Genomic DNA, 23,348 nt, shown 5'->3' on the forward strand with positions numbered 1-23,348 from the left:
CGCCGCTTTTCGAGCTCGAAGCGGGCTTTGCCTTCAGATCAAGGATGTCCCGTTTGATAAAAAAAACTCTGTTCGCCTCTGCGCAGCATACCTGTCTAGCATGCACTTCAATGGTTTCTTCCTACCGAACCTGAGCATACAGGCGCTCAGTATCCACTAGGAGCCAGTTACCTTCTGTCTCGAGCTTCTTCCGCGTTGCGGGCGCGATGTCATGCTTGGTGAACAGCGCAAGCCACGTATCTCGGTAACTGCCAAGCAGCGCTGCACGTCGACGCAGCTTTGCCACCTCATCACTTTCGTTGAAGGAATTCCTCCACTTGCACTCCCCGATCAGAAGCGACGAGCGGATGCGACTGTCAGCAACAACATCGATATCCTCCTGTTGCTTCGTTGTTGGGTTGGCCCCCCACCACCGTCCAAACCGGAGCGGAACAAACGGAAGATGTTCCTCCCTCGCCTGTGACACAACCCATTGCAGGCACATCTCCTCGAACCATAACCCAACGTACGCGTTGAGCTCCTCTCCGCCAAGGACCTCCCGAGAAATCGGCGCGCCCGCGTCAAGCTCGATGGCGTCGGCATATGGAGCGACAAAGCGATACCAAAACGCAAAGCTGGGCTCGTGAAGAGCATAGATTCCCTTGCGCGACGTTTTGGGATTCTCCCCAAACGGAACAACCTTCTTCACCAGGTGCAGCTGAGAAAGCGTTCCGAGATACTTGCCCACCGCCGTGCGATTCTCTCCAATGCGGTCGGCAATCGCCTGAGGACGATTCGCGCCGCACGCCACGGCGTCCAGAATCGAGCTGTACAGAGCGGGCTCTCGGAGCTCTTGGCGCAGCAGCATGAGAGGCTCTTCGTAAAGAAGCCCCTCTTTTGAGAAGAAAAGGTTAGCGATGTTCTCCTCGAATGTCAGCCCCTCGTCAATCCCTGCGAGGTAGTGCGGTGTGCCCCCAACGCACGCATAGTATCTCACCAGGTCCTCGAGGGACGAATTGGGGAGCATGCGTGCCGCATCAGCATAATCGAACGGGGCGAGATGGATTTGTGCTGTGCGCCGCCCGAACAAGGGGTTCTTTGCACCCATGCCGCCTCTGGAATCGGACGCCTCCCCCATCACACGCTCTTCCATAAACCCCTGGTTGCTCCCCGTGAGAATGAGGAAGATGTTCGTCTTCGAAAACAAATGGTCGATGACAACCTGCAATGCCGATATGAGCCCTTCGTTCTTTGATGCGGCAAAGGGGAACTCGTCAAACACAAAGATGAGATGGGTGTCGCCCGCCTGTCGGGCAACAAAGGCAAGGGCTTCCTCCCATGAGGGAAATGCTCCCGTACTCACGGGAAAGCTCGCCCACTCGTAGATTTTCCGCGAGAAGTCACGCAGGTTCAGCGCATCGCTTTGAATCTTCGCCGTGAAAGAAAGCGTCGGCTTGCCCTGGGCGAAGGCAGCCGCAAGCGTTGTCTTGCCCACACGGCGGCGACCGTAGAGGACTACCATTTGGAACGACCCCTGTTGATAGAGCCGCTCGAGCTCTTCAAGCTCGCGCGCTCGCCCAACGAACTTCATGATGCCCCTCCCTAGTACAATTAGTATATTCATAAGTATACTACTTGTGAATATACAGTCTGTGCCACATGGCTTGGCTCCGTCATTGCAGCCATGGGGCCGTAACGGCGGAGGACAGGTGCCCTTGTCAGTGGGACGGGTCTCGTTGTTACGGTCCTCGAACCGTAACAACGAGAGCGCAGGATGCCCGTAGGCAGGGTATGTGTGCAAAAGTGCCTGTCCCTTATACGATCTCCTCCAGCAGCTGCGCCACGCCCTTCTTGCCAAAGGTCACGCGCTCGCGACCGTCCGCATGGCGGATGACCACGCACGGCACGCTCATGGCGCGATAGCGGTCGCGCAGCGCGCCGAAGTGCGCCACGTCGTAGGCCTCCGCCGTCACGCGCGGGCTGAGCGCGGCGATGCGCTGCGCGGCCACCACGGTGTCCGGGCACATCGTGCACGAGAGCGAGACGAGCAGCGTGATCTGCAGGTCCTCGGTGATTCCCTCCGCCGCGGCGCGGTCCGCGTCCGCGATGGGCTGCCCGGGGCCTGCCGCGTTGTAGAGCCCGAGCACGAAGCTCGTGAACTCGTGGCCGCCCGGCACGCCGTGGAAGGCAAGGCCCGTCCACGCGCCGTCCTCGCGGCACACGCGCACGCAGGGCAGCTCCCCGGCGGACAGCTCGCCCGAAGGCGCGACCTCCACGGAGAGCCTGTCCGTAAGCGCGGCCAGCTCCTCCATGTATGCTCGAAGCTCGGTCGAGACCGGACCATCGTCGAGGTGCAGCCGCAGGACGAGCGGGCGCTCCATGCGCGAGAAGACCGTGTCGAGCTGCGCCCTCATCTCCGGCGTGAGGAGCGACCCGTCATCCTGGGCGGCCGGGCGCTTGCCCTGCGCTGCCTCGGGGACGTGCGGGCGCGAGACCGGCGACTGGGGCACGAGGCCCGTGCGCTCCTGTGCGGCCTTGAGGTAGCGCTCCATGTCCGTCGCGGTCTGGGCGGCCTGCCCCACGGCCGTCGCCACCTGGCGCAGCGTCTTCACGCAGACGTCGCCCGCAGCAAAGAGGCCGTCAGCCGAGGTCATCTGGCGCTCGTCGGTGAGGACGTACCCGTGCTCGTCGAGCTCGACGATTCCACGCACGAGCTCCGTCGCCGGCGCGTAGCCCACAAAGACGAAGATGCCAAAGGTCTCTCCCGCCGGAGCCTCATACGTGGTCTCCTCGCCGGTGCGCGTGTTGCGGTAGCGCAGGTGCCGGAGCCCCACCTCGTCGCCGCCCGCCTCCACGAGCTCGGTGTTGTAGAGCACGTCGATCTTGGGGTGGCTCTTCGCGGGCTCGGCCGCGGCGGGCGCGCAGGTGAAGTCGTCCCCTCGCACGAGCACGGTCACGTGGCTCGCGTACTTGGTGAGAAAGACGCTCTCCTCAGCCGCGGCGAAGCCGCCGCCCACAACGAAGACCCGCTTTCCCGTGAAGAACTCGCCGTCGCAGGTGGCGCAGTAGGCCACGCCACGCCCGCGGAAATCCTCCTCGCCGGCAAAGCCCAGGCGGCGCGGGCTCGCCCCGGTGGCGAGAAGGACCGCGAGGCAGGAGAGCTCCCCGCGCGAGGTGCTCACGCGCTTGACGTCGCCCGCCAGGTCGAGCCCCGTCACCTCGGCGAGCAGGAACTCCGCGCCGAACGACTCGGCCTGCCGCCGCATGGTCTCGGTGAGCTCGGCGCCGCTCGCGGAGAGGACGCCGGGGTAGTTCACCACCTCGCTCGTGATGGTGATCTGCCCGCCGAACGTCTCGCGCTCGACCACGAGCACGCGGTAGCGCGCCCGCGCGAGGTAAAGGGCCGCGGTGAGGCCAGCTGGGCCGCCGCCGATGATGACGGCGTCGTAGAGGCTCTTGGGGTCGGGTCGGGCCGCCGCGTTTTTCTCGCTTGCGTTCTTCTCGCTTGCGTTCTTCTCGCTTGCGTTCTTCTCGCTCATTCTTTGCTCCCTATGTACGAGGGCCGCGGCCGGATGCCCGGTCGCGGCCCTGTCCGAGTCTTCTCGCGCACAGCGCGCCTACAGCTGACCCACCAGGTCGAGGCTAGGCCTCAGCGTCTCGGCGCCCGGCTGCCACTTGGCGGGGCAGACCTGGTCGCCGTGCTCGGCCACGAACTTGGCGGCCTGGACCAGGCGCAGCAGCTCCTTGGCGTTGCGGCCGATGCCGCCGGCCGTGACCTCGTAGACCTGGATGCGGCCCTCGGGGTCCACGATGAAGGCGCCGCGCTCGGCGAGGCCGTCGTCCTCGATCAGGACCTCGAAGTCGCGCGCGAGGACGTGCGCCGGGTCCGCCAGCATGGGGTAGGCAACCTTGCCCACGCGCTCGGACTCGTCGTGCCACGCCTTGTGCACGAAGTGGGTGTCGCAGCTCACGGAGTAGACCTCGCAGCCCTCGGCCTTGAAGGCGTCGTAGTTCTCTGCCAGCTCCTCGAGCTCGGTGGGGCAGACGAAGGTGAAGTCGGCGGGATAGAAGAAGAACAGGCTCCAGTGCCCGAGGGTGTCCGCCTTGGTGACGGTGTGGAAGTCCCCGTCCTGATAGGCCTGGACGGTGAAGTCGGCGATCTCCTTGTTGATGAGGGACATGCTTGGCTCCTTTGATTGGTGGCTACCCGTTGGGGCTTGCTCAAGTGATACCCAACAGGCCTCATTTCTACCGCCAGAGTTTGCCTTATCTTACTTTTGTCGGATACTACACGACCTCTACACAATCAGAGGAGCGACGCCCAGCTCACCGCGCTACGCGATAGCCGGCCGACTCCACGGCAGCAGCGAGCGCGACGGGATCGATCGGATCCTTGGAGAGCACGCGCACGCGGTCGGGCAGGGTCGCGCGCGCCCACACGCCGCCGATGCCGTCGAGCGCGGTCTCCACGGCGGCGAGGCAGTGCTCGCAGTGCATCCCCTCGACGGTGAGGTCGGCCGAGTAGGGGTAGTGCGCCTCGTTGGTGTCGGCAACCGTCGGGCGCGCGACGTGGGACCCGGCGTCCCCGCCCGAGCACCCGCAGCCACAGCCGCCCCGGCGGAGCGTCCGCAGGTAGCGCTGCACAGCGAGAAGGACGACCGCCACCACGGCCAGGACGATAATGACGTTGATCATGGCAACCTCCTTGCGAGCCCGCGTTCTTCTCGCCCGCCGCTCACGCCTCCGCAGGCACGCGACGGGTCTTCACGACAAAGCAGAAGTACAGGATGTGGAACGCCCACACGCACGCCAGCACGATCTGGCCAACGCGCACCTGGTGCATCATGACAAAGCCGATGGACATGAGCACGGTCACCGTGACCATCACGCGGATCTTGGTGGCCCAGTCCATGCCCTGGCCGGTCACGTAGCTCTCGAGGTTCTTCTTGTAGAGCTTGGTGGCCGTGAACCAGGCGTGCAGACGCTCAGAGCTCTTGGCAAAGCAGAACGCCGCAAGCATCAAAAACGGAAACGCCGGCAGCAGCGGAACCACCGCGCCCACAGCCCCCAGCGCGAGCCCAACGCAGCCAAGCGCTACCAGCAGCACCTTCTTCACCTTCATGCGTTCTTCTCCTTGTCGAGTCGTCTCATCTCGGCCCTGGTCTCGATGACGTGGCGGACGGCCGCCACGGGGTGATGGAAGATCATGCGCGGGCCCGAGAAGCGCATGACCTCGCGGATCTTCTCGCGCATCTCTGGCTTGTAGCAGTGCACGCGGCAGTTTGAGCAGAAGGTCTTGGTCTCCATGAAGGGGCAGCGGTCGCTGCGCTGCCGCGCGTACTCCGCGAGCTCGGCGCACTCCGGGCAGAGCTCGCCCGCGCGCGTGCGGTGGCGCTTGCGGCAGTAGATCGCGATCATCTCGGAGACCATGTGCTTCTCGCGCTCGCGCTTGGCCGCCACGCGCGCGGTGTCGGACGTGCGCGCCATCAGCTGACCCTCCCGTCCTCAACGCTGACCACGGTGTCGGCGATGCGCATCGTGGACGGCCGGTGGGAGACGAGAAGGACCGTGCGCTCGCCGCGCTCCTCGGCGATGGAGCGCAAGATGACGGCCTCGTTCAGGCTGTCGAGGTTGCTCGTGGGCTCGTCGAGCAGCATGAACGGAGCGTCGTGCAAAAAGGCGCGCGCGAGGCCCAGGCGCTGGCGCTCGCCGCCGGAGAGGGTGTCGCCGAGCTCGCCGACGGGCGTGTCGTAGCCGGCAGGCAGGCTCATCACAAAGTCATGCACCGAGGCCTTGCGGCAGGCGGCCTCGATCTCTTTGTCCGTCGCGTCGAGCCGCGCGATGCGCAGGTTGTTGCGGATGCTGTCGTGGAAGAGGTGGGTCTCCTGCGTGACGAGGGACTCCAGCTCGCGCAGGTTGGCCGTGTCCACGCGGCGCACGTCGCGCCCGGAGACGGAGACGCTTCCCTCGTCCGCGTCCCAGAACCGCATGAACAGGCGCAGCAGGGTGGACTTGCCAGAGCCGGAGCGCCCGGTGATGCCCACGATTCTGCCGGCAGGGGCCTCGAGCGAGACGTCCGCGAGCACCCGCTCGTTCCCGTAGGAGAAGCTCACGTGGCTTGCCGCGGCGCCGTCGAAGTCCACGTGCTTCTCGCCCGTGACCTCAGGCGTTACCGGCTCCTCATCCAGGATGGCGAGCACGCGCTCCCCCGCCGCGAGGGTGGGCTGCAGCGTGGAGCCCAGGTTCGCGAGCGCCACCACCGGGCCGAACGAGCTCATGAGCGCGAGCACCGGGATGAGCACCCCGTCAAAGCCCACGGCACCGGCACGGTGAAGCGCCGCCGCCACGAGCAGCATGACCAGGTCGCAGGCGAGAATGACGGTGCCCGTGAGCGCCGTCGCGCGACCGGTGGAGCGCTTCATGCGCTCCTCGTCCGCGGCAAGCGCGCGGGACCGCTCGTCCATCTGAGCAAGGCGCTCCGCACCTGCGCCGTACTGCAGAATCTCGTCCAGGCCGCGCAGGCTCTCCAGCACGAAGCTCGAGAGCTCGCCCGCACCGGCGCGGAAGTGCGCACCGGCGTCACCAGCGAGGCGCGCCGCAACGAGCGGGCACGCCACGCCCACGGCGAGATACGACGCCGCGGCCACAGCGCCGAGCAGCGGGTGGAAGCTCCCGATGAAGGCGCAGGCACCCGCGCAGAAGAGGAGCGCAATCGCCGCCGGTGAGATGGTGTGCGCGTAGAAGACCTCGAGAAGCTCGATGTCCGAGGTGATGAGCGAGATGAGGTCGCCGCGGTCTCGCCCCTCGAGCTTGGCCGGGGCAAGGCGCCGCAATGCCCGGAACACGCGGTCACGGACGAGCGCGAGCAGCTTGAACGCGATGAAGTGGTTGCACGCCTGCTCGCCGTAGCGGAGAAGCCCACGCGCCACGGCGCAGACCGCCATCGCAGCGACGAGGCCGGCGAGCGAGGCAGCCGCGCCGTCCGCAAGCACCGCGAGCACGCCGTAGCCGCCGAGCACCGTGATCGCCGCCGCGCAGACGTGACCGAGAAGCCCCATGAGGATTGCCAGCACCATGAATCCCATGAGCGGGCGCACCAGCCCCACGAGCCGAAGCATCACCCTCATGCGACCATCCTCTTCGCCGCACCGTATTCCTCAAGCTCGCGCTGGGCGCGCCAGAGCGTGGCGTAGCGGCCGCCCGCGGCAACGAGGTCGTCATGGCGCCCGTGCTCCACCACGCGCCCGCCGTCGAGCACGAAGATCTTGTCCGCCCCCACCACATTCGCCAGGCGGTGCGAGATGAGGATCACCGTCGCGCGGCCGGCAAGCCCGCGAACGGCGTCCATGATGGCGTCCTCGCTCTCCGCGTCTACGTTGGAGGTGGCCTCGTCAAAGACGTAGACCGGCGTCTCGTGCAAGAGGGCGCGGGCGATGGCCAGGCGCTGGCGCTGACCTCCGGAGAGGTTGGAGCCACGCTCCGCGAGCATCGTGTCCAGCCCGTCCTCGCCGCGAAGGAAGCTCGCCAGGCGCGTGGCCTCGAGCGCGGACCAGAGCGCATCGTCGCTCGCCGCCGGCGCCGCGACCAGCAGGTTCTCTCGCACCGTCCCCTTGAAGAGGTAGCTCTCGTGACCCACGTACGTCACGTTGGCGAGCAGGTCGGCCGCGTCGAGCGCGCCGACCTCAACGCCGCCCACCGCAAGCGATCCCGCGTACCCGCGCAGGCGCCCCAGCAGGAGCGCCGCGAGCGTCGACTTGCCGCAGCCGGACTCGCCCACCACGGCGACGAAGCCGCCGGCTGGCACGTCGAGGTCGACGCCGCCCAGCACCTCACGGCCCTCCTCGTACGAGAAGCGCAGGCCGCGGGCTTGCACGTCGCAACGCTCAGGGAACGCGGCGCCGCCCGCCGGCGGCTCCGGCAGGTCCAGCAGCCGGAAAATCTTCTCGCTCGCAGCCATGCCGTTCATGGCCACGTGGAAAAACGACCCCAGCTGGCGCATGGGAATGAAGTAGTCCGCCGCCAGCAGGATGATGGCCAGGCACCCGCCCAGGCCCACGGCCCCCGCGGCCATCTGCGTGAGCGCCACCGCCACGCCCGCGGCCGCTCCTCCGTAGGCGACGAGGTCCATGATCGTGATGGAGTTGAGCTGCATCGTGAGCACGCGCATGGTGATGCGGCGGAACTTCTCGGCCTGCTCGTTCATCTCGGCCTGCTTGAACTCGTCGGCCTGGTAGACCTTGAGGGTGGTGAGGCCCTGCAGGTTCTCGAGGAAGGTGTCACCGAGCTCGGTGTACTGCCCCCAGTAGCGGCCGAGCAGCCTCTTTGCCCAAGTCTGCACCGCGGCGATGGCCACCGGGATGAGCGGCACGCACACGAGCAGCACCACCGCCGCCGGCACGCTCACAAAGGCCAGGGCCACGAAGAGCGTGAGCGGGGCGAGAAGTGCGTAGAAGAGCTGCGGGAGGTAGGCGGCAAAGTAGGTCTCCAGCTGGTCTGCGCCCTCCACGGTCACCTGCACGACCTCGGAGGTGCGCACGTCCGCACGGTAGCTCGGCCCCAGGCGCAGGAGCTTCTCGTAGATCTGGTGGCGCAACGTGCGCTTGACCGCGCAGCTGGCGAGGCATCCCATGCGCGCAGCGGCCACGGCGCAGACCCCGCGCACCGCCGCGGCGGCCGCGACGCTCACGGCGAGAAGAACGAGGTCCTTCTCGCCCGCGACGCCCGCCCAGAGCCCGGCGAGCGTCCGGCACACCACGAGGATCATCGCCATGTTGGCCACGAGCGAGGCCCATTGCAGCGCCACGCTCGCGCCCACGTATCTCATGCTCCCCGGCACCGCGCCGATGAGCCGCCTGTCAATCATCACGTGTCGTCGCCCCTCACGTCCGACGGATCGTTCTGTTAGCCATAGTAAACTATTTGAGCGATGGTGTTAGCCGGGCATAACTTTTCCGCATCCCTTTCCGTGGGCGAGAAGGACGCGCGGCTTGCGGACGGCTCTTCTCGACAAACCGTCCGGACGCCGCGCCTCTTTGGTTATCATGCGGCAGATGGACGGTTCTTCTCGTCAAAGCGTCCAGATGCCGCACCTCTGGCCTCCTCGGGTTTGCTGTCCGTAGTTCGGGGTACGATGTTGCCAATGTCATCGCCTCCGAAGGAACCCTCATGAGCAAAGCCCCCGCGCACGCGGCCGTCCCCGCCGAGAGCCGCAAGATCTCGCCGCTGCTCAAGCTCTACGGCATCTACTGCCTCGTCACGGCGGCAGCCGTCATCGCGCTGATCGCCCTCATCACGGTCCCGCTCGTCCAGTACGGAGCCGAGCTCTTCCGCGAGCGCCACGACGTCACGCTCACGATGACGCTCACGGTCCTGCAGATCGTGACCATGTTCGTGGGCGCGGCCGGCTACGTCGCGTTTGGCGTGCTCATGCTGCGAAACCGCCGTCGACACGTCGCTCAGATCGCCTACGGCCTCGTGGGCGTGGGCGTCGTCAACCTCATCCTCGAGATCATGCTCAACGGCTTTGGCGACAACCTCATCTACAGCGGCGTGCGCCTGCTCATCCTCGTCGTGATCTCCGCGACCATCGACCCCACGCTCGTCACGGAGCGCCAGCTCCAGCGCAAGCTGCGCGACATGGAGACGGAGGAGGCCGCCGAGGCCGGCACGCTCGGGCGCGCCAAGGGCGACCGCGGCTTCATCGAGCTCGACTTCTTCAACCTGTTCTGGGTCTTTGTGGTCTGCTGCGTGCTGGGGCTGATCATCGAGACCGTCTACCACATGGTCGTGGTGGACCCCGGCGTCTACCAGGACCGCGCCGGCATGCTCTACGGGCCCTTCTCGCCGATCTACGGCTTTGGCGCCGTCCTCATGACGGTGGCGCTCAACCGCTTCTACCGAGCGAACCCGGTGGTCATCTTCTTGGTCTCCGCGGTGATCGGCGGCCTCTTCGAGGCGGCGGTCTCCTGGTTCATGCAGGTGGGCTTTGGCGCCGTGGCCTGGGACTACTCGGGCTCCACGATCTTTGGCCTGTTCCCCGACCCCATCGCCGCGCTCTTTGGCGGCCGCACGTCCACGCTCTTCATGTGCATGTGGGGCGCGCTGGGCTTTGTCTGGATCAAGGTCTGCCTGCCGTGGCTGCTCAAGCTCATCAACCTCATCCCCTGGCAGGCGCGCTACTCCGTGACCGCCGTGTGCGCGGCGCTCATGCTCGTGAACGGCGTCATGACGCTGCAGTCCCTCGAGTGCTGGTACCAACGTGAGAGTGGCCTCGCGCCGTCATCGCCGGTCGAGGAGTTCTACGCAGAGCACTACGACGACGCCTACATGGCGCACCGCTTCCAGTCCATGACGATCACGCCCGAGGACTCCGCCCGCGCGTAGGGTTGGGGCGGCGCGTTCTTCTCGCCCGGCACGGCGGGTTCTCCTCGTTCGCCCACTCTGGTTCTCCGCGAAAAATCAGCAGTTTGGAACCCGTGTTAACGTACCAAACTGCCGGATTTTCGCGGAGAACCCTCAGGGGCGGCGAGAAGGGCAAGCGGGTCCGGACCTACGCGCGTCACGCCGTCGCCGCGCGCCGGACGCGCTCCAGGCGCGCCGCCAGCTCGCGCGGGCTCACGCCCAGCACCTCGGCGACGCGCGCCACGAGCCAGAGGTGCCGCTCGTGGACGAAGGCCATCGACATCCGGCGCTTGGCCTCGGTCGAGGAGCGGGCGCGCGAGAGCATCCCCACCGTGCCGCCCACCGCGTACTCGAGCTGCGCCACCACCTCGTCGGGCAGCTCCTCGCCCTCCGCGCAGAGGGCGTCGCGCCACAGGCGCAGCATCGCGTCGAGCGTCACCTCAAAGACCGAGCTCATCCCGCCGCGGTCGAGCAGCAGGCCCACGCGCGCGAGGCTGCGCGAGACCGCGGGCGTCTCCTCGGGGCGCTCCTGCTGCGCGGCGAGCACCAGAAACGAGTGACCCGCGCGGTCGGAGTTGAGCAGCTCCTGGGAGAGCGCCCACGCCACCAGGTGGTCGAGGTCGGCAAAGTGGTAGTAGAACGAGCCCCGGCTCACGCCGGCCGCCTCGATGACGTCGCCCACCGAGACCTCGGTGAGGCGGCGCGTCTCGAGGCAGCCCCACAGGGCGTCCGCCAGGCGCGCCCGCATGCGCCCGGCCGCGCGCGAGGCCTCCCGTGACTCGCTCATCGCTCCCCCTCCGGCGCCACGTCGGGCCGTGCGTCCATCACGAGCATCTGCAGGCGGTTCTCGATGTTGGCCTGGCTCACGTCGGGATCGTAGTCGAGCGGCAGGACCTGCGCGTCGGGGTAGAGCTCCTTCACGCGCTTGATGATGCCGCGGCCCACCACGTGGTTGGGGAGGCACCCAAACGGCTGCAGGATCACGAAGTTGCGCACGCCGCGCGCCGCCTGCTCCAGGATCTCCGCCGGGATGAGGATGCCCTCGCCCGCATCGAAGGTGTGGTGGATGATCGGGTCGCTCCGGCGCGCCAGCTCGGCCATGCTCGCCGGGCGCTCGTAGAGCGGGAAGTCGCGCGCGATCTTGTCGGTCAGGGCGAGCGTGGCCGAGAAGACCCGGTCCACGAGGGCGTTCCAGGCGCGCTCGGGCGCGGGGATGCTCGCGTGGTACTCGGCGGCCTGCGCGTGCTTGTAGGAGTAGCTCTTGCGGATGACGTCGGTCATGCGCGCCTCCACGACCTCGAAGCCGTTGCGCTCGAGGTAGCGCTCGATCTCGTGGTTGGCGCCGGGGTGGAAGTTGAGCAGGTACTCGCCCACGATGAGCACGTGCGGCCGCGGCGTCGAGCGGTCGTGCGGCACCGCCGAGAGAAGCTCCAGGCCGCGTCGGAAGGCGCCCTCCGTCCCGCGCGCGCCGCGGGCGGCGATGGCGTCCATGAGCAGGTCCATCGCCTGCTCGAAGGCCGCGTCGGCGGAGCCCTCCCGCAGCTCGTACGGGCGGACCTTGCGCAGCAGCGCCTCGAGGACGTCGATCATGGGCAGGCCGCACGCGATGTCGATCGAGGGGCCCACGCCCAGGCGAAAGCCCGGGTGCAGGTCGTGCGAGTCCGCGCCGTCGTTGGTGAGGATGGGCACCTGCGGGTAGCCGGCGTCGTCGAGGGCCTTCCTCAGCAGCGCGCCGTAGTGCGTGAGGCGGCAGTCGCCCACGTACTTGGCCATCATGACGGCCGTGCGGTCCGGGTCGTGCCCGCCGCGCTCGAGCTCGGCGAGCACCTCACCGATCACGATCTGCGCCGGGAAGCAGATGTCGTTGTGGACGTAGCGCTTGCCGAGCTCGATGGCGCGCTCGCGCCCCAGCTCGAGCGGCACCGCCCGCAGCCCCTGGCGGCTCACCGCCGCAGCCATGAGCCGCGAGAAGGCGTGGCTCGTGTTGGGGACGATCACCTCGTAGACCTTCTCGTCCCCGCGCTCGAACTTGACGGGGTACGGGTCCTCCAGGGGCCGGGGCGCGGGCGGCGCGGCGGCCGCGCGCTCCCGGGCCCGGCGCTCGCGCACCGTCTCCACGAAGGAGCGCACGCGGATGCCGAGGGGCCCCGTGGCGTCGGACTCGTCGAGCTTGAGGACGAGCGGCGCCTTGTCACCGATCTCGTGCATGAGGCGCACGATCTCGTCGGAGAGGTAGGCGTCGTGGCCGCAGCCAAAGCTCACGAGCTGCACGTACTCGAGACGCGGGTCGCGCGCGGCGATGACGGCCGAGCCGAGCATGCGCTCGTGGAAGTTGTTGACCACGTCGATGCGGCTGGCGGAGAGGTCCACCTCGCGCACGCCCGGTACGCTGTCGGCCGTGAGCACGGGCACGCCTGCCTGGACGAGCATCCCCGGCAGGCCGTGGTTCACGAGCTCGTCGGTCTGGTAGGGTCGCGCGGCGAGAACCACCGCGTACCCGCCGTCCTTCTCGACCCCCTCGAGGACCTCGCGACCGCGGCGCTCGAGCTCCGCGCGGAAGCTCTCCTGCGCGGCGCGGGCCTGGCGCACCGCGGCGCGGGCCTGGACGCGCGTGGCGCCCGCCCAGTCGTGCAGCCACGCCACGAGCTGGGACTCGCGGTCCTTCTCGCTGTACCAGTGGAAGAGCGGGGCGTCAAAGGGGATGCCCCAGCGCCGCTCCGGGTTGTCGGAGTTTCTCACCACGAGCGGGTAGCCCTTGACCACGGCGCACATGGACTGGCTCGTGGGTGCGGCGTTGTCCGAGGGGACGGTGGTCACGGACGGCATGAGGATGCGGTCCACCTGTGCGTCCGCGAGGTCGCGCAGGTGGCCGTGGACGAGCTTGGCCGGGAAGCACACGGTGTCCGAGGTCACCGCCGGAAGGCCCCGCTCGAAGATCGCGCGCGTGCTGCGGCGCGAGAGGCGCACGCGGTAGCCCAGGGCGCGCAACAGCGTGGTCCAGAAGGGCGCCCACTCCCAGAGCGCGAGCACGCGCGGCAGGCCGATCGTGGGCGCGTCGTCGCCGAGGTCGCGCACGGGCTCGACGGGGTAGTCGCGAAAGAGCAGGCGCTCGCGCTCGGCGAAGAGGCTGGGCACACGGGCGGTGCGCTCGCGGACCTTGCGCTCGCGGGCGCGGACCTCGGCGTCGCGCGGGTCGCCCACGACCTCGCCGCGCGGGCAGCGGTTGCCCGTCACCCAGGAGGCGCCGCTCGAGAACGTGATGCGCGTGCGGCTGCAGTGGTTCTGGCAGAAGGGGCAAGCGAGGCCGGCCTCGGTCGTGTACGAGAAGCCCGCGAGCGCGTCAAAGCCCACGAACGACGTGCGCGGCACGTGGCCCGTCGCGCGCAGCCCCTCGGCGGCGCGCTCGCGCACGAGCTGCGCCACGCCGATCGCGCCCATGAGGCCGGCGTGCGGGGAGCGCGTCACGGGCCGGCCCACGCGCTGCTCGAAGGCGCGCAGCACGGCGTCGTTTAGGAACGTGCCGCCCTGCACCACGATCTTCTCGCCCAGCGCGTCCATGCTGGGAACGCGCACGACCTTGGTGAACACGTTCTCGATGATCGAGCGGCAGAGCCCGGCCATGATGTCGTCCGGGGTCTTGCCGTTGCGCTGCTCGGTCACGATGGAGCTCGTCATGAAGACGGTGCAGCGGCTGCCCAGGCGCGCCGGCGCGTCCGAGCGGAAGGCGGCCTCGGCGATCTTTTCCACGGGGATGCCGAGCGTGCGAGCAAAGGTCTCCAGGAACGAGCCGCAGCCCGAGGAGCATGCCTCGTTGACCACCACGTCCGTGATGACGCCGTGGTCGAGCCAAATGGCCTTCATGTCCTGCCCGCCGATGTCGAGCACGAAGGTGGCGTCGGGTACCACGTCGCGGACTGCGCGGGCGTGCGCGACGGTCTCGACCACGTGGTAGTCCGCCCCGAAGGCCTTGGCAAACATGAGCTCCCCGTAGCCGGTGGTGCCCACGCCCAGGACCTTGAGCGTGTGGCCCGCCGCGCGGTGGCGGGCGTCGAGCGCGCGCAGGGCCGCGGCGGCCACGTCGAGCGGGGCGCCCTCGTTGGAGGCGTAGAAGGAGTCCACGAGCGCGCCGTGCTCGTCTATGAGGGCAAACTTGGTGGTGGTGGATCCGGAGTCGATGCCCAGGTAGACTCTGAGGGCGCCGTCCTCGCCCGGCGCGGCGGGCGCGGGCTCCGGCGGCGCGGCGTGGCGGGCCTCAAAGTCCGCGCGCTCCTTTGGCGTCGAGAAGAACGGCGGGGTCGCGGGCTCCTCCGGCACGGGCGGGCGCGCGTCGAGCTCGCGCAGGGTCGCTGCCGCGGCGGCGACGTCGAGCGCGGTCGGGCGGTCCGAGAAGAGCGCGTCCACCGCGAGCGCCGTGCCGAGGGCCATGAAGGTCTCGGCGTGCTCGGGAACGATCTTCTCGTCCGCGGAGAGGCCGAGGCGCTCGGCGAACACGCGCACGAGCGTGGGGTCAAAGGTGAGCGGCCCGCCCTCAAAGACGACCGGAGCCACGATGTCGAGGCCCTGCGCCAGGCCGCCGATCGTCTGCTTGGCGATGGCGTGCAGGGCCGAGAGCGCGAGGTCGGCCTTGGGAACGCCCTGGTTGACGAGGGGCTGGATGTCCGTCTTGGCGTAGACGCCGCAGCGGCCGGAGATGTCGTAGACCGTGGTGCCGGCGGCGGCGAGGGCGTCGTAGTCCTCGGGGGCAACCTTGAGCAGCGTGGCGATCTCGTCGAGGAAGGCGCCCGTGCCACCCGCGCACGAGCCGTTCATGCGCATGTTGGAGACCGTGAGCTCGCCCGTGCGCGGGTCGCGTTCGAAGAAGACGATCTTGGCGTCCTGGCCGCCCAGCTCGATGGCCGTGCGCGCGTCCGGGTAGAGGATGCGCACGGCGATGGAGTTGGCCACGACCTCCTGGACGTAGGGCAGGCCCAGGGCATCTGCCAGCGTGGACGCGCCGGAGCCCGTGAGCGCCGCGCGGAACGCAGCGTCCGGGAAGGCGGCGCGCAGCTCCTCGAGGACGGTTGCGGCCGTGGCGGCCTGACGCGCGCCGTGGCGCACGTAGCGCGAGAAGACCGCGGTGCCCGTGGGGTCGAGCGCCACGGCCTTGACCGTGGTGGACCCCACATCGATGCCGACCCTGAGTTGCTGGTTCTTCTCGCCCACGGGCGCCTCCCTGCCTCACGGTTTCCCGTAGGGACTGTACCAGCTTTGAGCGATTTTTAGACAGCGTGTCTAAAAAGATCACAGGACGGTCGGTCTGGACCGGAGCGGCGGGATGACGCCCCTTGTGGGAGTGGGTTATTGTGCTCCGCGGAGGATAAAAACCGCGGGGTGACCAGGGTTTCTTGGTCTCAGGGCGTGGTTCTTGTCCCCGCAAGAGGACAAGAACCACGCGCCGGGGCGGCGCCTCTCGACGGCACACAAAGCGGGGCGCGCCCACAGGCACGCCCCGCGACGGGAGACCTCTCTTCTGCGGCTACCGCTCGACGTAGCCCACCTGCGGGCGCACCAGACGGTGCGCCACGACCAAGATCGCGACACCGAGAAGAACGAGCGGAAGGCTCAGCAGCTGGCCCATCGTGATGGGGCCAAAGAGGTAGCCGAGCTGCGCGTCCGGCACGCGGACAAACTCAACGAGGAAGCGGAACACGCCGTAGAGCGCGAGGAACATGCCCATGAAGGTGCCCTGCGGGCGCGGCGGCACACGGCGCGACATCACGTACAGCACCGCGAAGATCACGAGTCCCTCGAGGACGGCCTCGTAGAGCTGGGAGGGGTGACGGTACACGCCTCCGCCGGTCTCAAACATGACACCCCAGGGAAGCGTGGTCTCCTTGCCCCAAAGCTCGCCGTTCACGAAGTTGGCGCAGCGGCCAAAGAAGAGGCCGAGCGGCGCGCCGATGACGCCGAGGTCGCAGATCGTGGGAATGGAGATGCCGTAGTGCCGGCACACCAGGCTGCCGCCGATAACGGCGCCCACGAGGCCGCCGTGGAAGCTCATGCCGCCGTGGCTGAGCATGAAGATCTCGAGCGGGTTCTCGAGGTAGTAGCCCGCCCCGTAGAAGAGCACGTAGAACAGGCGCGCGCCGATGATGATGCCAAAGACCACGCCGATCACGATCGAGAAGATGTCATCGGCCGTGAGGCCGAGCTTCCAGCGCCTCTGCGTGCGCCACATCACCACGCCCGCGCAGATGAAGCCGGCGAGGTAGGCGAGGGCGTACCAGCGCACGGTGAGCGGACCCAGCGTGAATGCCACCGGGTCGAGCATGTGGTAAAGGTCATCGAGAAACACGTTCTTCTCCGCCCGTTCTTCTCGCCCGCTAGAAGGCGGCGGGCTGGACGCGCGTCACGCCGGGGACGTGCTCCATGAGGATGCGCTCGATGCCCTCGGACATGTCGAGACTCGAGAGCGGGCAGCCGGCGCAGGCGCCCTGCATCTCGAGGGTGACCACGCCGTCGTCGGTGCAGTCGATGAGGGCGACGTCACCGCCGTCCGCCTGGAGGCTCTGACGGATGACGTCGAGGGTGGCGTCGAGAAGTGCGCGATCAACGGCCATGATGAGTCCTTTCGCAGGCCCCGCGGCTGCGGGGCGTAGGGTTGGCAGGTTGACAAAATAACCTGACGACATTGTCAACTTGTGGTCCGTGGAACATGTTACCCAATGCCGGCAAAAAGATGCCCGGAAGTGGCGCCGCTCGCTCGGGATGCGGGACGACGACCGTCGCGGACGGCCTCGACCGCGCGGGCCACGCGCGCGACGACGGCGCTCACCTCGGCGGAGTCCATGAGCTGGCCGTCCACCAGAAGGCGCGACACGCCGGCCGCGATGAGCTCCGTCGCCTGCGGAGTCGCATCGAGCGGGCTTGCCGAGAAGATCCTCGAGCGCCCGTTGACGTCGGTGCGGACGGGGAGCTCCCTGCCGTCGATGTTGCGCAGCGAGAGCCGGCGGCGACGCAGCGCGCAGCGGCGGCAATCGTGGACGCACTGGTCGAGCGCCTGCAGGACGCAGTGCTCGCTCGTCATCACGCGCTCACGTCCAAAGACCGAGAGACCCACGGGCACGCGGGCCGCGCGTGCGAGCGCGCAGACCTCGTCGAGCGTGAGCTCGGGCGAGAGCCAGACGCCAGCGGCGCCCGCGTCCTCGAGTGCGGCGAGCGCGCTGACGTTGTGGACCGGGATGCAGGAGCGCACCTCGGGGAGCGCCCCGCACGCGGCGGCGAGCGCGAGCTCGGAGACGTTGCCCACGGCGACGGGCTCCTCAGCACGGACCCACGGGTCCAGACGAGCGTGGTCGCCCTCACGGCAGATCTCGTCGAGCCAGGGGACGGTGCCCTCGGGCCACGCATCGGGACGCTCGGCAAGCTCGTCGGCCGGCGCGTAGACGCGCGTCGCGCCGGCCGCGAGTGCGGCCTCCGCACACTCCGGGCACGTCACGAGCGCGCAGACCTCGGGCTCCGCCGACGTACCGCCGACGGCGGGCGCATCTGTAAATTGGGGACTGTCCCCAATTAACAGAGCGCGCTCGGCATAGGGGGCGAGCAGGGCCTCTTCCAGCAGGCGGCAGGCCTCCGCGCGGACCTTGTGCACGGCCGAGAAGCCCATGCCGCAGCCCGGGTCGAGCTCGACTTCCCAGCCCACGGGCTCAAAGGGGCTCTGGCCCATGCGACCCACGTGCTCCACGAGGTCCTCGACGCACACGGCGCGGGTCTGCGCCGGCTCCACGACAAAGCCCTCGGCGCGCGCCGCAGCGGCCCCATCGACGCACTCGAGCTCCACCTTGAACGGGACCCCCAGGCGCGCGACCACGCGGACGCGCACCGGGCGGCGGCGCACCACGTCCTTGTCGGCCACGCGGGCCGCGTCGTCGAGAGCGCGCTGGGAGCGAATCACGCGCACGACCGAGCCGTCGGGCATCGGCCGGGCGGCGCGGCACGTGATGACGGCGCCCGCCGGGGCGTCGGCGACGGCGTTGGCGGTGAGGAACTGCGTGGGGTCGTCGACCGGGCGAATCTCCAGCAGGTCTCCCGCGCCTACCGGCGCCGTGAGCCGCACGTCGACGTCGGCGCGCGTGTGGCGGCGCATGCGCTCGCGTCCGCCGTTGCCGCCGCCGCGGCGCACGACGGCGTCCTCGAGCTGGCGCGAGCCAACGACCTCGCCCACGACCTCGCCGCGGTTGTTGGAGCGCTCGTAGCTCATCATGTCGTTGTCGGAGTGGCCCCAGAGGTAGCTCTCCGTGAAGTCCCGGTTGAAGGCGCGCCTGAGCCGGCGATGGCGCGCCGTCGCTGCCACCTCGTCCTGCTCGCCCGCCGCCAGCGCGTCGAGCGCGTCGCGGTACGCACCCACCACGGAGAACACGTAGTCCGGGGCCTTCATGCGGCCCTCGACCTTGAGCGAGCCCACGCCCGCGTCGCGCATCTCGGCGAGGTGGTCGACGGTGCAGTAGTCCTTGGGGCAGAGCAGGCGCGTGCCGCCCACCCCGCGGTTCTTCTCGGGAAGCCCCTGCGTGGGAACGCCGGGAATCTCGAGCACGCGCCCCTTCTCGTCCACGAGGTCATACGGCAGCCGACACGGCTGGGCGCAGAGCCCGCGGTTGGCCGAGCGACCGCCCGCAAGCGAGCTCATCAGGCACACGCCCGAATAGCAGAAGCAGAGGGCGCCATGGCCAAAGCACTCCAGCTCCACGCCCTCCTCCGCGATGCGCGAGATCTCCGCCAGCGAGAGCTCGCGCGAGAGGGTCACGCGGTCGACGCCCCAGACGTCGCGGCACCACGCCACGCCGCGGGCGTCCTGGACGTTGGCCTGCGTGGAGACGTGCGTCTCGATCTGGGGCCAGGTGCGGCGGATCTGGGCCATGAGGCCCCAGTCCTGGATGATGAAGGCGTCCGCGCCCAGAAGCCACGCGCGCCGCACGAGCTCCAGAACGCGCGGCATCTCCTCGGTCGAGATCGCCACGTTCACGGTCACGTACACGCGGGCGCCGGCAAGGTGCGCCCGACGACACGCGGCCGAGAAGGACTCGTCGTCGAAGTTCTTTGCCCCGCGACGAGCGTTGAAGTCATTGCCCAGGCCGCAGTAGATGGCGTCAGCTCCCGCCGCGAGCGCCGCGTTGAAGGGCTCGGGGCCGCCAGCCGGCGCCAGCAGCTCCGGCACGCCGTGAGTCTCAAGAAACGTGGCTCTTCCTGACATAGTTCTGACGCCTCTCTCGGCAAGCTCCAAAAATAATGGGCACGAAGACCGCCTGATCGCATTGGCGACGACCGATCAACTGGGAAAACGCGATCATCTGAGGTGCTTCGTGCCCGTTATTGTTGCGCATCCCCTCTACACACTTCGCGGGCGGTGCCAAAGAAGGCGCACCGCCCGCGTCCTAGATGACTCCTGTCGCTACACCAGGCGCGCCCAGCGCTTCTTGCCGGACTGGACCGTGGTCCCCGCCGAGAAGAGCGCGGGGTCAACGTTGTAGCACTTGGGCGCCACGGCCTCGCCGTTGATCTTGACGCCGCCGCCGTCCACGAGGCGGCGCGCCTCGCCGGCGGACTTGGCGATGCCCACCTCCACGAGCAGCTTGCCCAGGTAGACCTTGCCCTCGTCGTTGGGCTCGGCCACGGAGAGCGGGAACTCGGGCATGTCCTCGGGGGCCTCGGCGCGCTTGAACTGCGCGTCGAAGGCGTCGCTCGCCGCGGCACCCGCGCCCGCGCCGTGGTAGAGGTCAACGATGTTGGCGGCGAGCTCGCGCTTGAGCGCGTACGGGTCGGCCGAGCCGTCCGCGAAGGCGGCGTCGATCGCGTCGAGCTTGTCCATGTCGGCCGTGGAGCACAGGCGCCAGTAGAGCGGGACGAGCTCGTCGGTGATGGACATGACCTTGCCGTACATGTCCGCCGGCTCGTCGGTCAGGCCCACGTAGTTGCCGTAGCTCTTGGACATCTTCTTGTGGCCGTCGGTGCCCACCAGAAGCGGCATCGTGAGGGCCACCTGCGGCTCCATGCCCATGGCGCGCATGAGGTCGCGGCCCGCGAGCAGGTTGAAGATCTGGTCGTTGCCGCCCATCTCGAGGTCGGCCTTGATCACGACGGAGTCGTAGGCCTGAAGCACCGGGTAGATGAACTCGTGCAGGGCGATGGACTTGCCCTCGGTGTAGCGGTTGTGGAAGTCCTCGCGCTCGAGGATGCGGGCCACGTTGAACTGGCTCATCAGCTTGAGCATCTCCGCGAGGTTGAGGCCCTTCAGCCAGTCGCCGTTGTGGACGATGGTGGTCTTCTCGGGGTCGAGGACCTTCATGGCCTGCTCGACGTAGGTCTTGGCGTTGGCCTCGACCTGCTCCTCGGTGAGGGGCGGGCGGGTGGAGTCACGGCCGGACGGGTCGCCGATCAGGGCGGTGCCGTTGCCGATGATCAGCGTCACGTTGTGGCCGAGGTCCTGGAACTGGCGCATCTTGCGCAGCGGGACGGCGTGGCCGAGGTGCAGGTCCGGCGAGGTGGGGTCCACACCCAGCTTGATGTTGAGGGGCACGCCCTTCTCGAGCTTCTTCTTGAGCTCGTCCAGCGGCACGATCTGCATCGTGCCGGAAGTGATCACCTTGAGTTGCTCGTCAACCGGCAGCACGTCTCTCCTCCGTTCGAATCCAGGCGGCCCGTGCCGCCACGTAACTGTTTAGCATACCGCAACTTGGCAAGTTTCTCCGGGGCGTCCGTCACGCGCCGCGTCCACGGACTCAACACGTTGCGACCGCCGGCGGGGCAGCCCTCCCGCGTCACCTCTATAATGAATCCGTCTGTGGACGGACGCCCCACGAACAGGAGGACCCCGATGGGGATCAGAACCCGCAGGGCACGCACGCACTCGAAGACGCACTTCGTCGGCTTTGGCATCGCGGGCGTGTTCGGTTTCATAGCTCTTCTCTGCGTCACGCTCGCGCTCTCACTGGGAGCGCTCGTGGGGTCGTGGCTACAGGACCTTCCCGACTACACCTCCGCCGACGCCTATCTCGTCGCGGAGCCCACGCGCGTCTATGACGCGGACGGCAACGAGATCGCATCCTACTACCTGCAGAACCGTCGATCGGTCACGCTCGACGAGGTCTCCGACTACGTCAAGAAGGGCGTGGTGGACACCGAGGACAAGCGCTTCTACGACCACAACGGCGTCGACCCGCAGGGCATCATGCGCGCCGTCGTGGGCCAGCTCACGGGCAGCGGCGACGCCGGCGGCGGCTCCACGATCACCCAGCAGCTCGTGCGCAACACCGTCCTCTCCGACGAGCAGTTCGAGCAGTCCCTCAAGCGCAAGGTCCGCGAGGCCTACATCTCGATCCAGATGGAGAAGGAGTACACGAAGGACCAGATCCTCAACATGTACCTCAACACCATCTACTACGGCAACGGCGCCTACGGCATCGAGGCCGCGAGCATCACCTACTTCAACAAGCACGCGAGCGAGCTCACGCTGAACGAGGCCGCGGTCCTGGTGGGACTTCCCAACGCGCCCTCGATGTACGACCCCTTCGTCAACCCGGAGGCCTGCAAGGAGCGCCGCAACCTCGTGCTGCTGCGCATGCTCGAGGCCGGCCACATCTCGCAGGAGGAGTACGACGCCACCTGCGCCGAGGAGATCGTCCTCAACCCCGGCGAGCTGAGCGACTCCGTGGGCGACTACCCCTACTTCACCGACTACGTGCGCCAGCTCCTGCTCCAGGACTTCTCGTCCGAGACCATCCTGCAGGGCGGCCTCAAGGTCTACACCACCCTCGACCCCGAGAAGCAGAAGGTCGCCGAGCAGGCCTGCGCCAGCCAGGTCGACAAGCTCGACTCCCAGGGCATCGGCGCCGCGCTCGTCTCCATCGACAACTCCAACGGCTACATCGTCGCCATGGTCGGCGGCCAGAACTACGGCAACGACGCCGAGGCCGGGCAGTCCTCCTACAACCTCGCGCTCGCCCAGCGCCAGGCGGGCTCGAGCTTCAAGACCTTCACCCTGCTCGCGGCCATGCTCGACGGCATGAGCCCCACCGTCATGCTTAACTGCAGCTCGCCGATGAGGATCACCGCCGCCTGGCCTGACCTCAAGAACTACGGCAACAACAACTACGGCTACATCACGCTCGCCCGCGCGACCGAGCTTTCCTCCAACACCGCCTACGGCCAGGTCATCGAGGCCATCGGCATCGAGAAGCTCCAGGAGACCGCCAAGCTCGTGGGCATCGACACCCCCGTCAAGCCGGTCCTCGCCTCCTCGCTCGGCGCCACCGAGGTCACGCCGCTCGAGATGTGCGAGGGCTACTCCACGATCGCCTCCGGCGGCATCCACAGAAACCCCGTCGCCATCACCAAGATCGAGGACCGCAACGGCAACGTCGTCTATGAGCACCAGGACAGCGGCGAGCAGGTCATCGACTCGGCCGTCGCCGAGGACATCACCGAGGTGCTCGAGGGCGTCTTCGACGCCGGCTACACCACGAGCTACGTGAACGCCTACTTCAACGCCAACCAGCCCGCCGCCGGCAAGACCGGCACCGCCGACGATGCCTCCGACCTCTGGTTCTGCGGCTTCACCCCGCAGCTCACGACCGTCGTCTGGATGGGATACCGCCAGGGCAGCGACCCCGTCCTCATCTACGGCCGCTACGCGGAGACCTACGAGACCTCCCAGCCCATCTGGACCGAGTACATGAACACCGTCCTCGAGGGCGTCGAGTGGAAGGACTTCCCCTCCTCGGACCACACCGCCACCTACAAGCCCAACAGCTCCTGGACCTTCGTGGGCACCTCCTCGCAGAACTACACCGACGACTCTGACGTCGACTACGACTACGGCACGACCGACGAGACTGACGACTCGACGGTCGACGAGCCCACGGTGCCCGTCGAGCCCGAGACGCCCGTCGAGCCCACTCCCACGCCCGATCCGGAGCCCACCCCGACCCCCGACC

16 protein-coding genes are annotated in these 23,348 nt (G+C 68.1%); 2 read left to right on the forward strand and 14 right to left on the reverse strand.

All coding sequences use genetic code 11. The features are described 5' to 3' along the window. Positions 1–121 precede the first annotated feature (121 nt). The 8 genes from B5F85_RS09560 to B5F85_RS09595 form a co-directional block, all read right to left on the reverse strand. Positions 122–1,570: an ATP-binding protein gene (locus B5F85_RS09560; protein ID WP_158094600.1), complete on the reverse strand. Its 1,449-nt coding sequence runs from the start codon at positions 1,568–1,570 to the stop codon at positions 122–124. A gap of 223 nt (positions 1,571–1,793) precedes the next feature. Then, complete coding sequence (locus B5F85_RS09565; RefSeq protein WP_087316693.1) at positions 1,794–3,518, reverse strand: FAD-dependent oxidoreductase; 1,725 nt, start codon at positions 3,516–3,518, stop codon at positions 1,794–1,796. Between the two features lie 78 nt (positions 3,519–3,596). After that, positions 3,597–4,160, reverse strand: a complete 564-nt coding sequence (gene ahpC, locus B5F85_RS09570; RefSeq protein WP_087216914.1) for an alkyl hydroperoxide reductase subunit C — start codon at positions 4,158–4,160, stop codon at positions 3,597–3,599. Between the two features lie 145 nt (positions 4,161–4,305). Further along, positions 4,306–4,674 carry a heavy-metal-associated domain-containing protein gene (locus B5F85_RS09575; protein WP_087316695.1) on the reverse strand — a complete coding sequence of 123 codons (369 nt, stop codon included), beginning with the start codon at positions 4,672–4,674 and terminating at the stop codon, positions 4,306–4,308. Between the two features lie 40 nt (positions 4,675–4,714). Further along, a complete protein-coding gene (locus B5F85_RS09580) occupies positions 4,715–5,101 on the reverse strand; it encodes a YbaN family protein (RefSeq protein ID WP_087316697.1) in 387 nt (128 codons plus the stop codon). After that, a complete protein-coding gene (locus tag B5F85_RS09585; RefSeq protein WP_087316699.1) occupies positions 5,098–5,466 on the reverse strand; it encodes a nitrous oxide-stimulated promoter family protein in 369 nt (122 codons plus the stop codon). The genes B5F85_RS09580 and B5F85_RS09585 overlap by 4 nt, the downstream gene beginning before the upstream one ends. Beyond that, positions 5,466–7,106, reverse strand: a complete 1,641-nt coding sequence (gene cydC / locus B5F85_RS09590) for a thiol reductant ABC exporter subunit CydC (RefSeq protein WP_343203479.1) — start codon at positions 7,104–7,106, stop codon at positions 5,466–5,468. Before cydC ends, B5F85_RS09585 begins: the two co-directional genes overlap by 1 nt. Further along, the gene (locus B5F85_RS09595) at positions 7,103–8,842 is read right to left on the reverse strand and encodes an ABC transporter ATP-binding protein/permease (protein WP_204204744.1); all 1,740 of its coding nucleotides are present in this window, start codon (positions 8,840–8,842) and stop codon (positions 7,103–7,105) included. The genes cydC and B5F85_RS09595 overlap by 4 nt, the downstream gene beginning before the upstream one ends. Positions 8,843–9,144: 302 nt before the next feature. On the opposite strand from B5F85_RS09595, the gene B5F85_RS09600 reads away from it, so the two are divergent. Further along, on the forward strand, positions 9,145–10,362 hold the full coding sequence (locus B5F85_RS09600; RefSeq protein WP_087316703.1) for a putative ABC transporter permease: 1,218 nt from the start codon (positions 9,145–9,147) through the stop codon (positions 10,360–10,362). A 175-nt stretch (positions 10,363–10,537) separates the two neighbouring features. Here B5F85_RS09600 and B5F85_RS09605 read toward each other — a convergent pair whose 3' ends face one another. The 6 genes from B5F85_RS09605 to tyrS form a co-directional block, all read right to left on the reverse strand. Next, the gene (locus B5F85_RS09605; protein ID WP_087316705.1) at positions 10,538–11,167 is read right to left on the reverse strand and encodes a TetR/AcrR family transcriptional regulator; all 630 of its coding nucleotides are present in this window, start codon (positions 11,165–11,167) and stop codon (positions 10,538–10,540) included. Beyond that, on the reverse strand, positions 11,164–15,582 hold the full coding sequence (locus B5F85_RS09610) for an acyl-CoA dehydratase activase (RefSeq protein WP_204204747.1): 4,419 nt from the start codon (positions 15,580–15,582) through the stop codon (positions 11,164–11,166). The genes B5F85_RS09605 and B5F85_RS09610 overlap by 4 nt, the downstream gene beginning before the upstream one ends. 313 nt (positions 15,583–15,895) lie before the next feature. Further along, a complete protein-coding gene (gene lgt, locus B5F85_RS09615; protein WP_204204748.1) occupies positions 15,896–16,714 on the reverse strand; it encodes a prolipoprotein diacylglyceryl transferase in 819 nt (272 codons plus the stop codon). A gap of 28 nt (positions 16,715–16,742) precedes the next feature. Then, positions 16,743–16,979 (reverse strand): NifU family protein, encoded by a 237-nt coding sequence (locus B5F85_RS09620; protein WP_072372575.1) that lies wholly within the window; start codon positions 16,977–16,979, stop codon positions 16,743–16,745. Between the two features lie 98 nt (positions 16,980–17,077). Continuing rightward, positions 17,078–19,609 carry a DUF3656 domain-containing protein gene (locus tag B5F85_RS09625; protein WP_087316707.1) on the reverse strand — a complete coding sequence of 844 codons (2,532 nt, stop codon included), beginning with the start codon at positions 19,607–19,609 and terminating at the stop codon, positions 17,078–17,080. A gap of 198 nt (positions 19,610–19,807) precedes the next feature. Beyond that, positions 19,808–21,025, reverse strand: coding sequence for a tyrosine--tRNA ligase (gene tyrS, locus B5F85_RS09630; RefSeq protein ID WP_087316709.1), 1,218 nt, complete (start codon positions 21,023–21,025; stop codon positions 19,808–19,810). 204 nt (positions 21,026–21,229) lie between these two features. On the opposite strand from tyrS, the gene B5F85_RS09635 reads away from it, so the two are divergent. Further along, the coding region (locus tag B5F85_RS09635; RefSeq protein ID WP_087316711.1) for a PBP1A family penicillin-binding protein at positions 21,230–23,348 on the forward strand (2,119 nt) is incomplete at its 3' end.

The sequence above is a fragment of the Olsenella sp. An293 genome (assembly GCF_002159495.1).
Taxonomy (GTDB): Bacteria; Actinomycetota; Coriobacteriia; order Coriobacteriales; family Atopobiaceae; genus Thermophilibacter.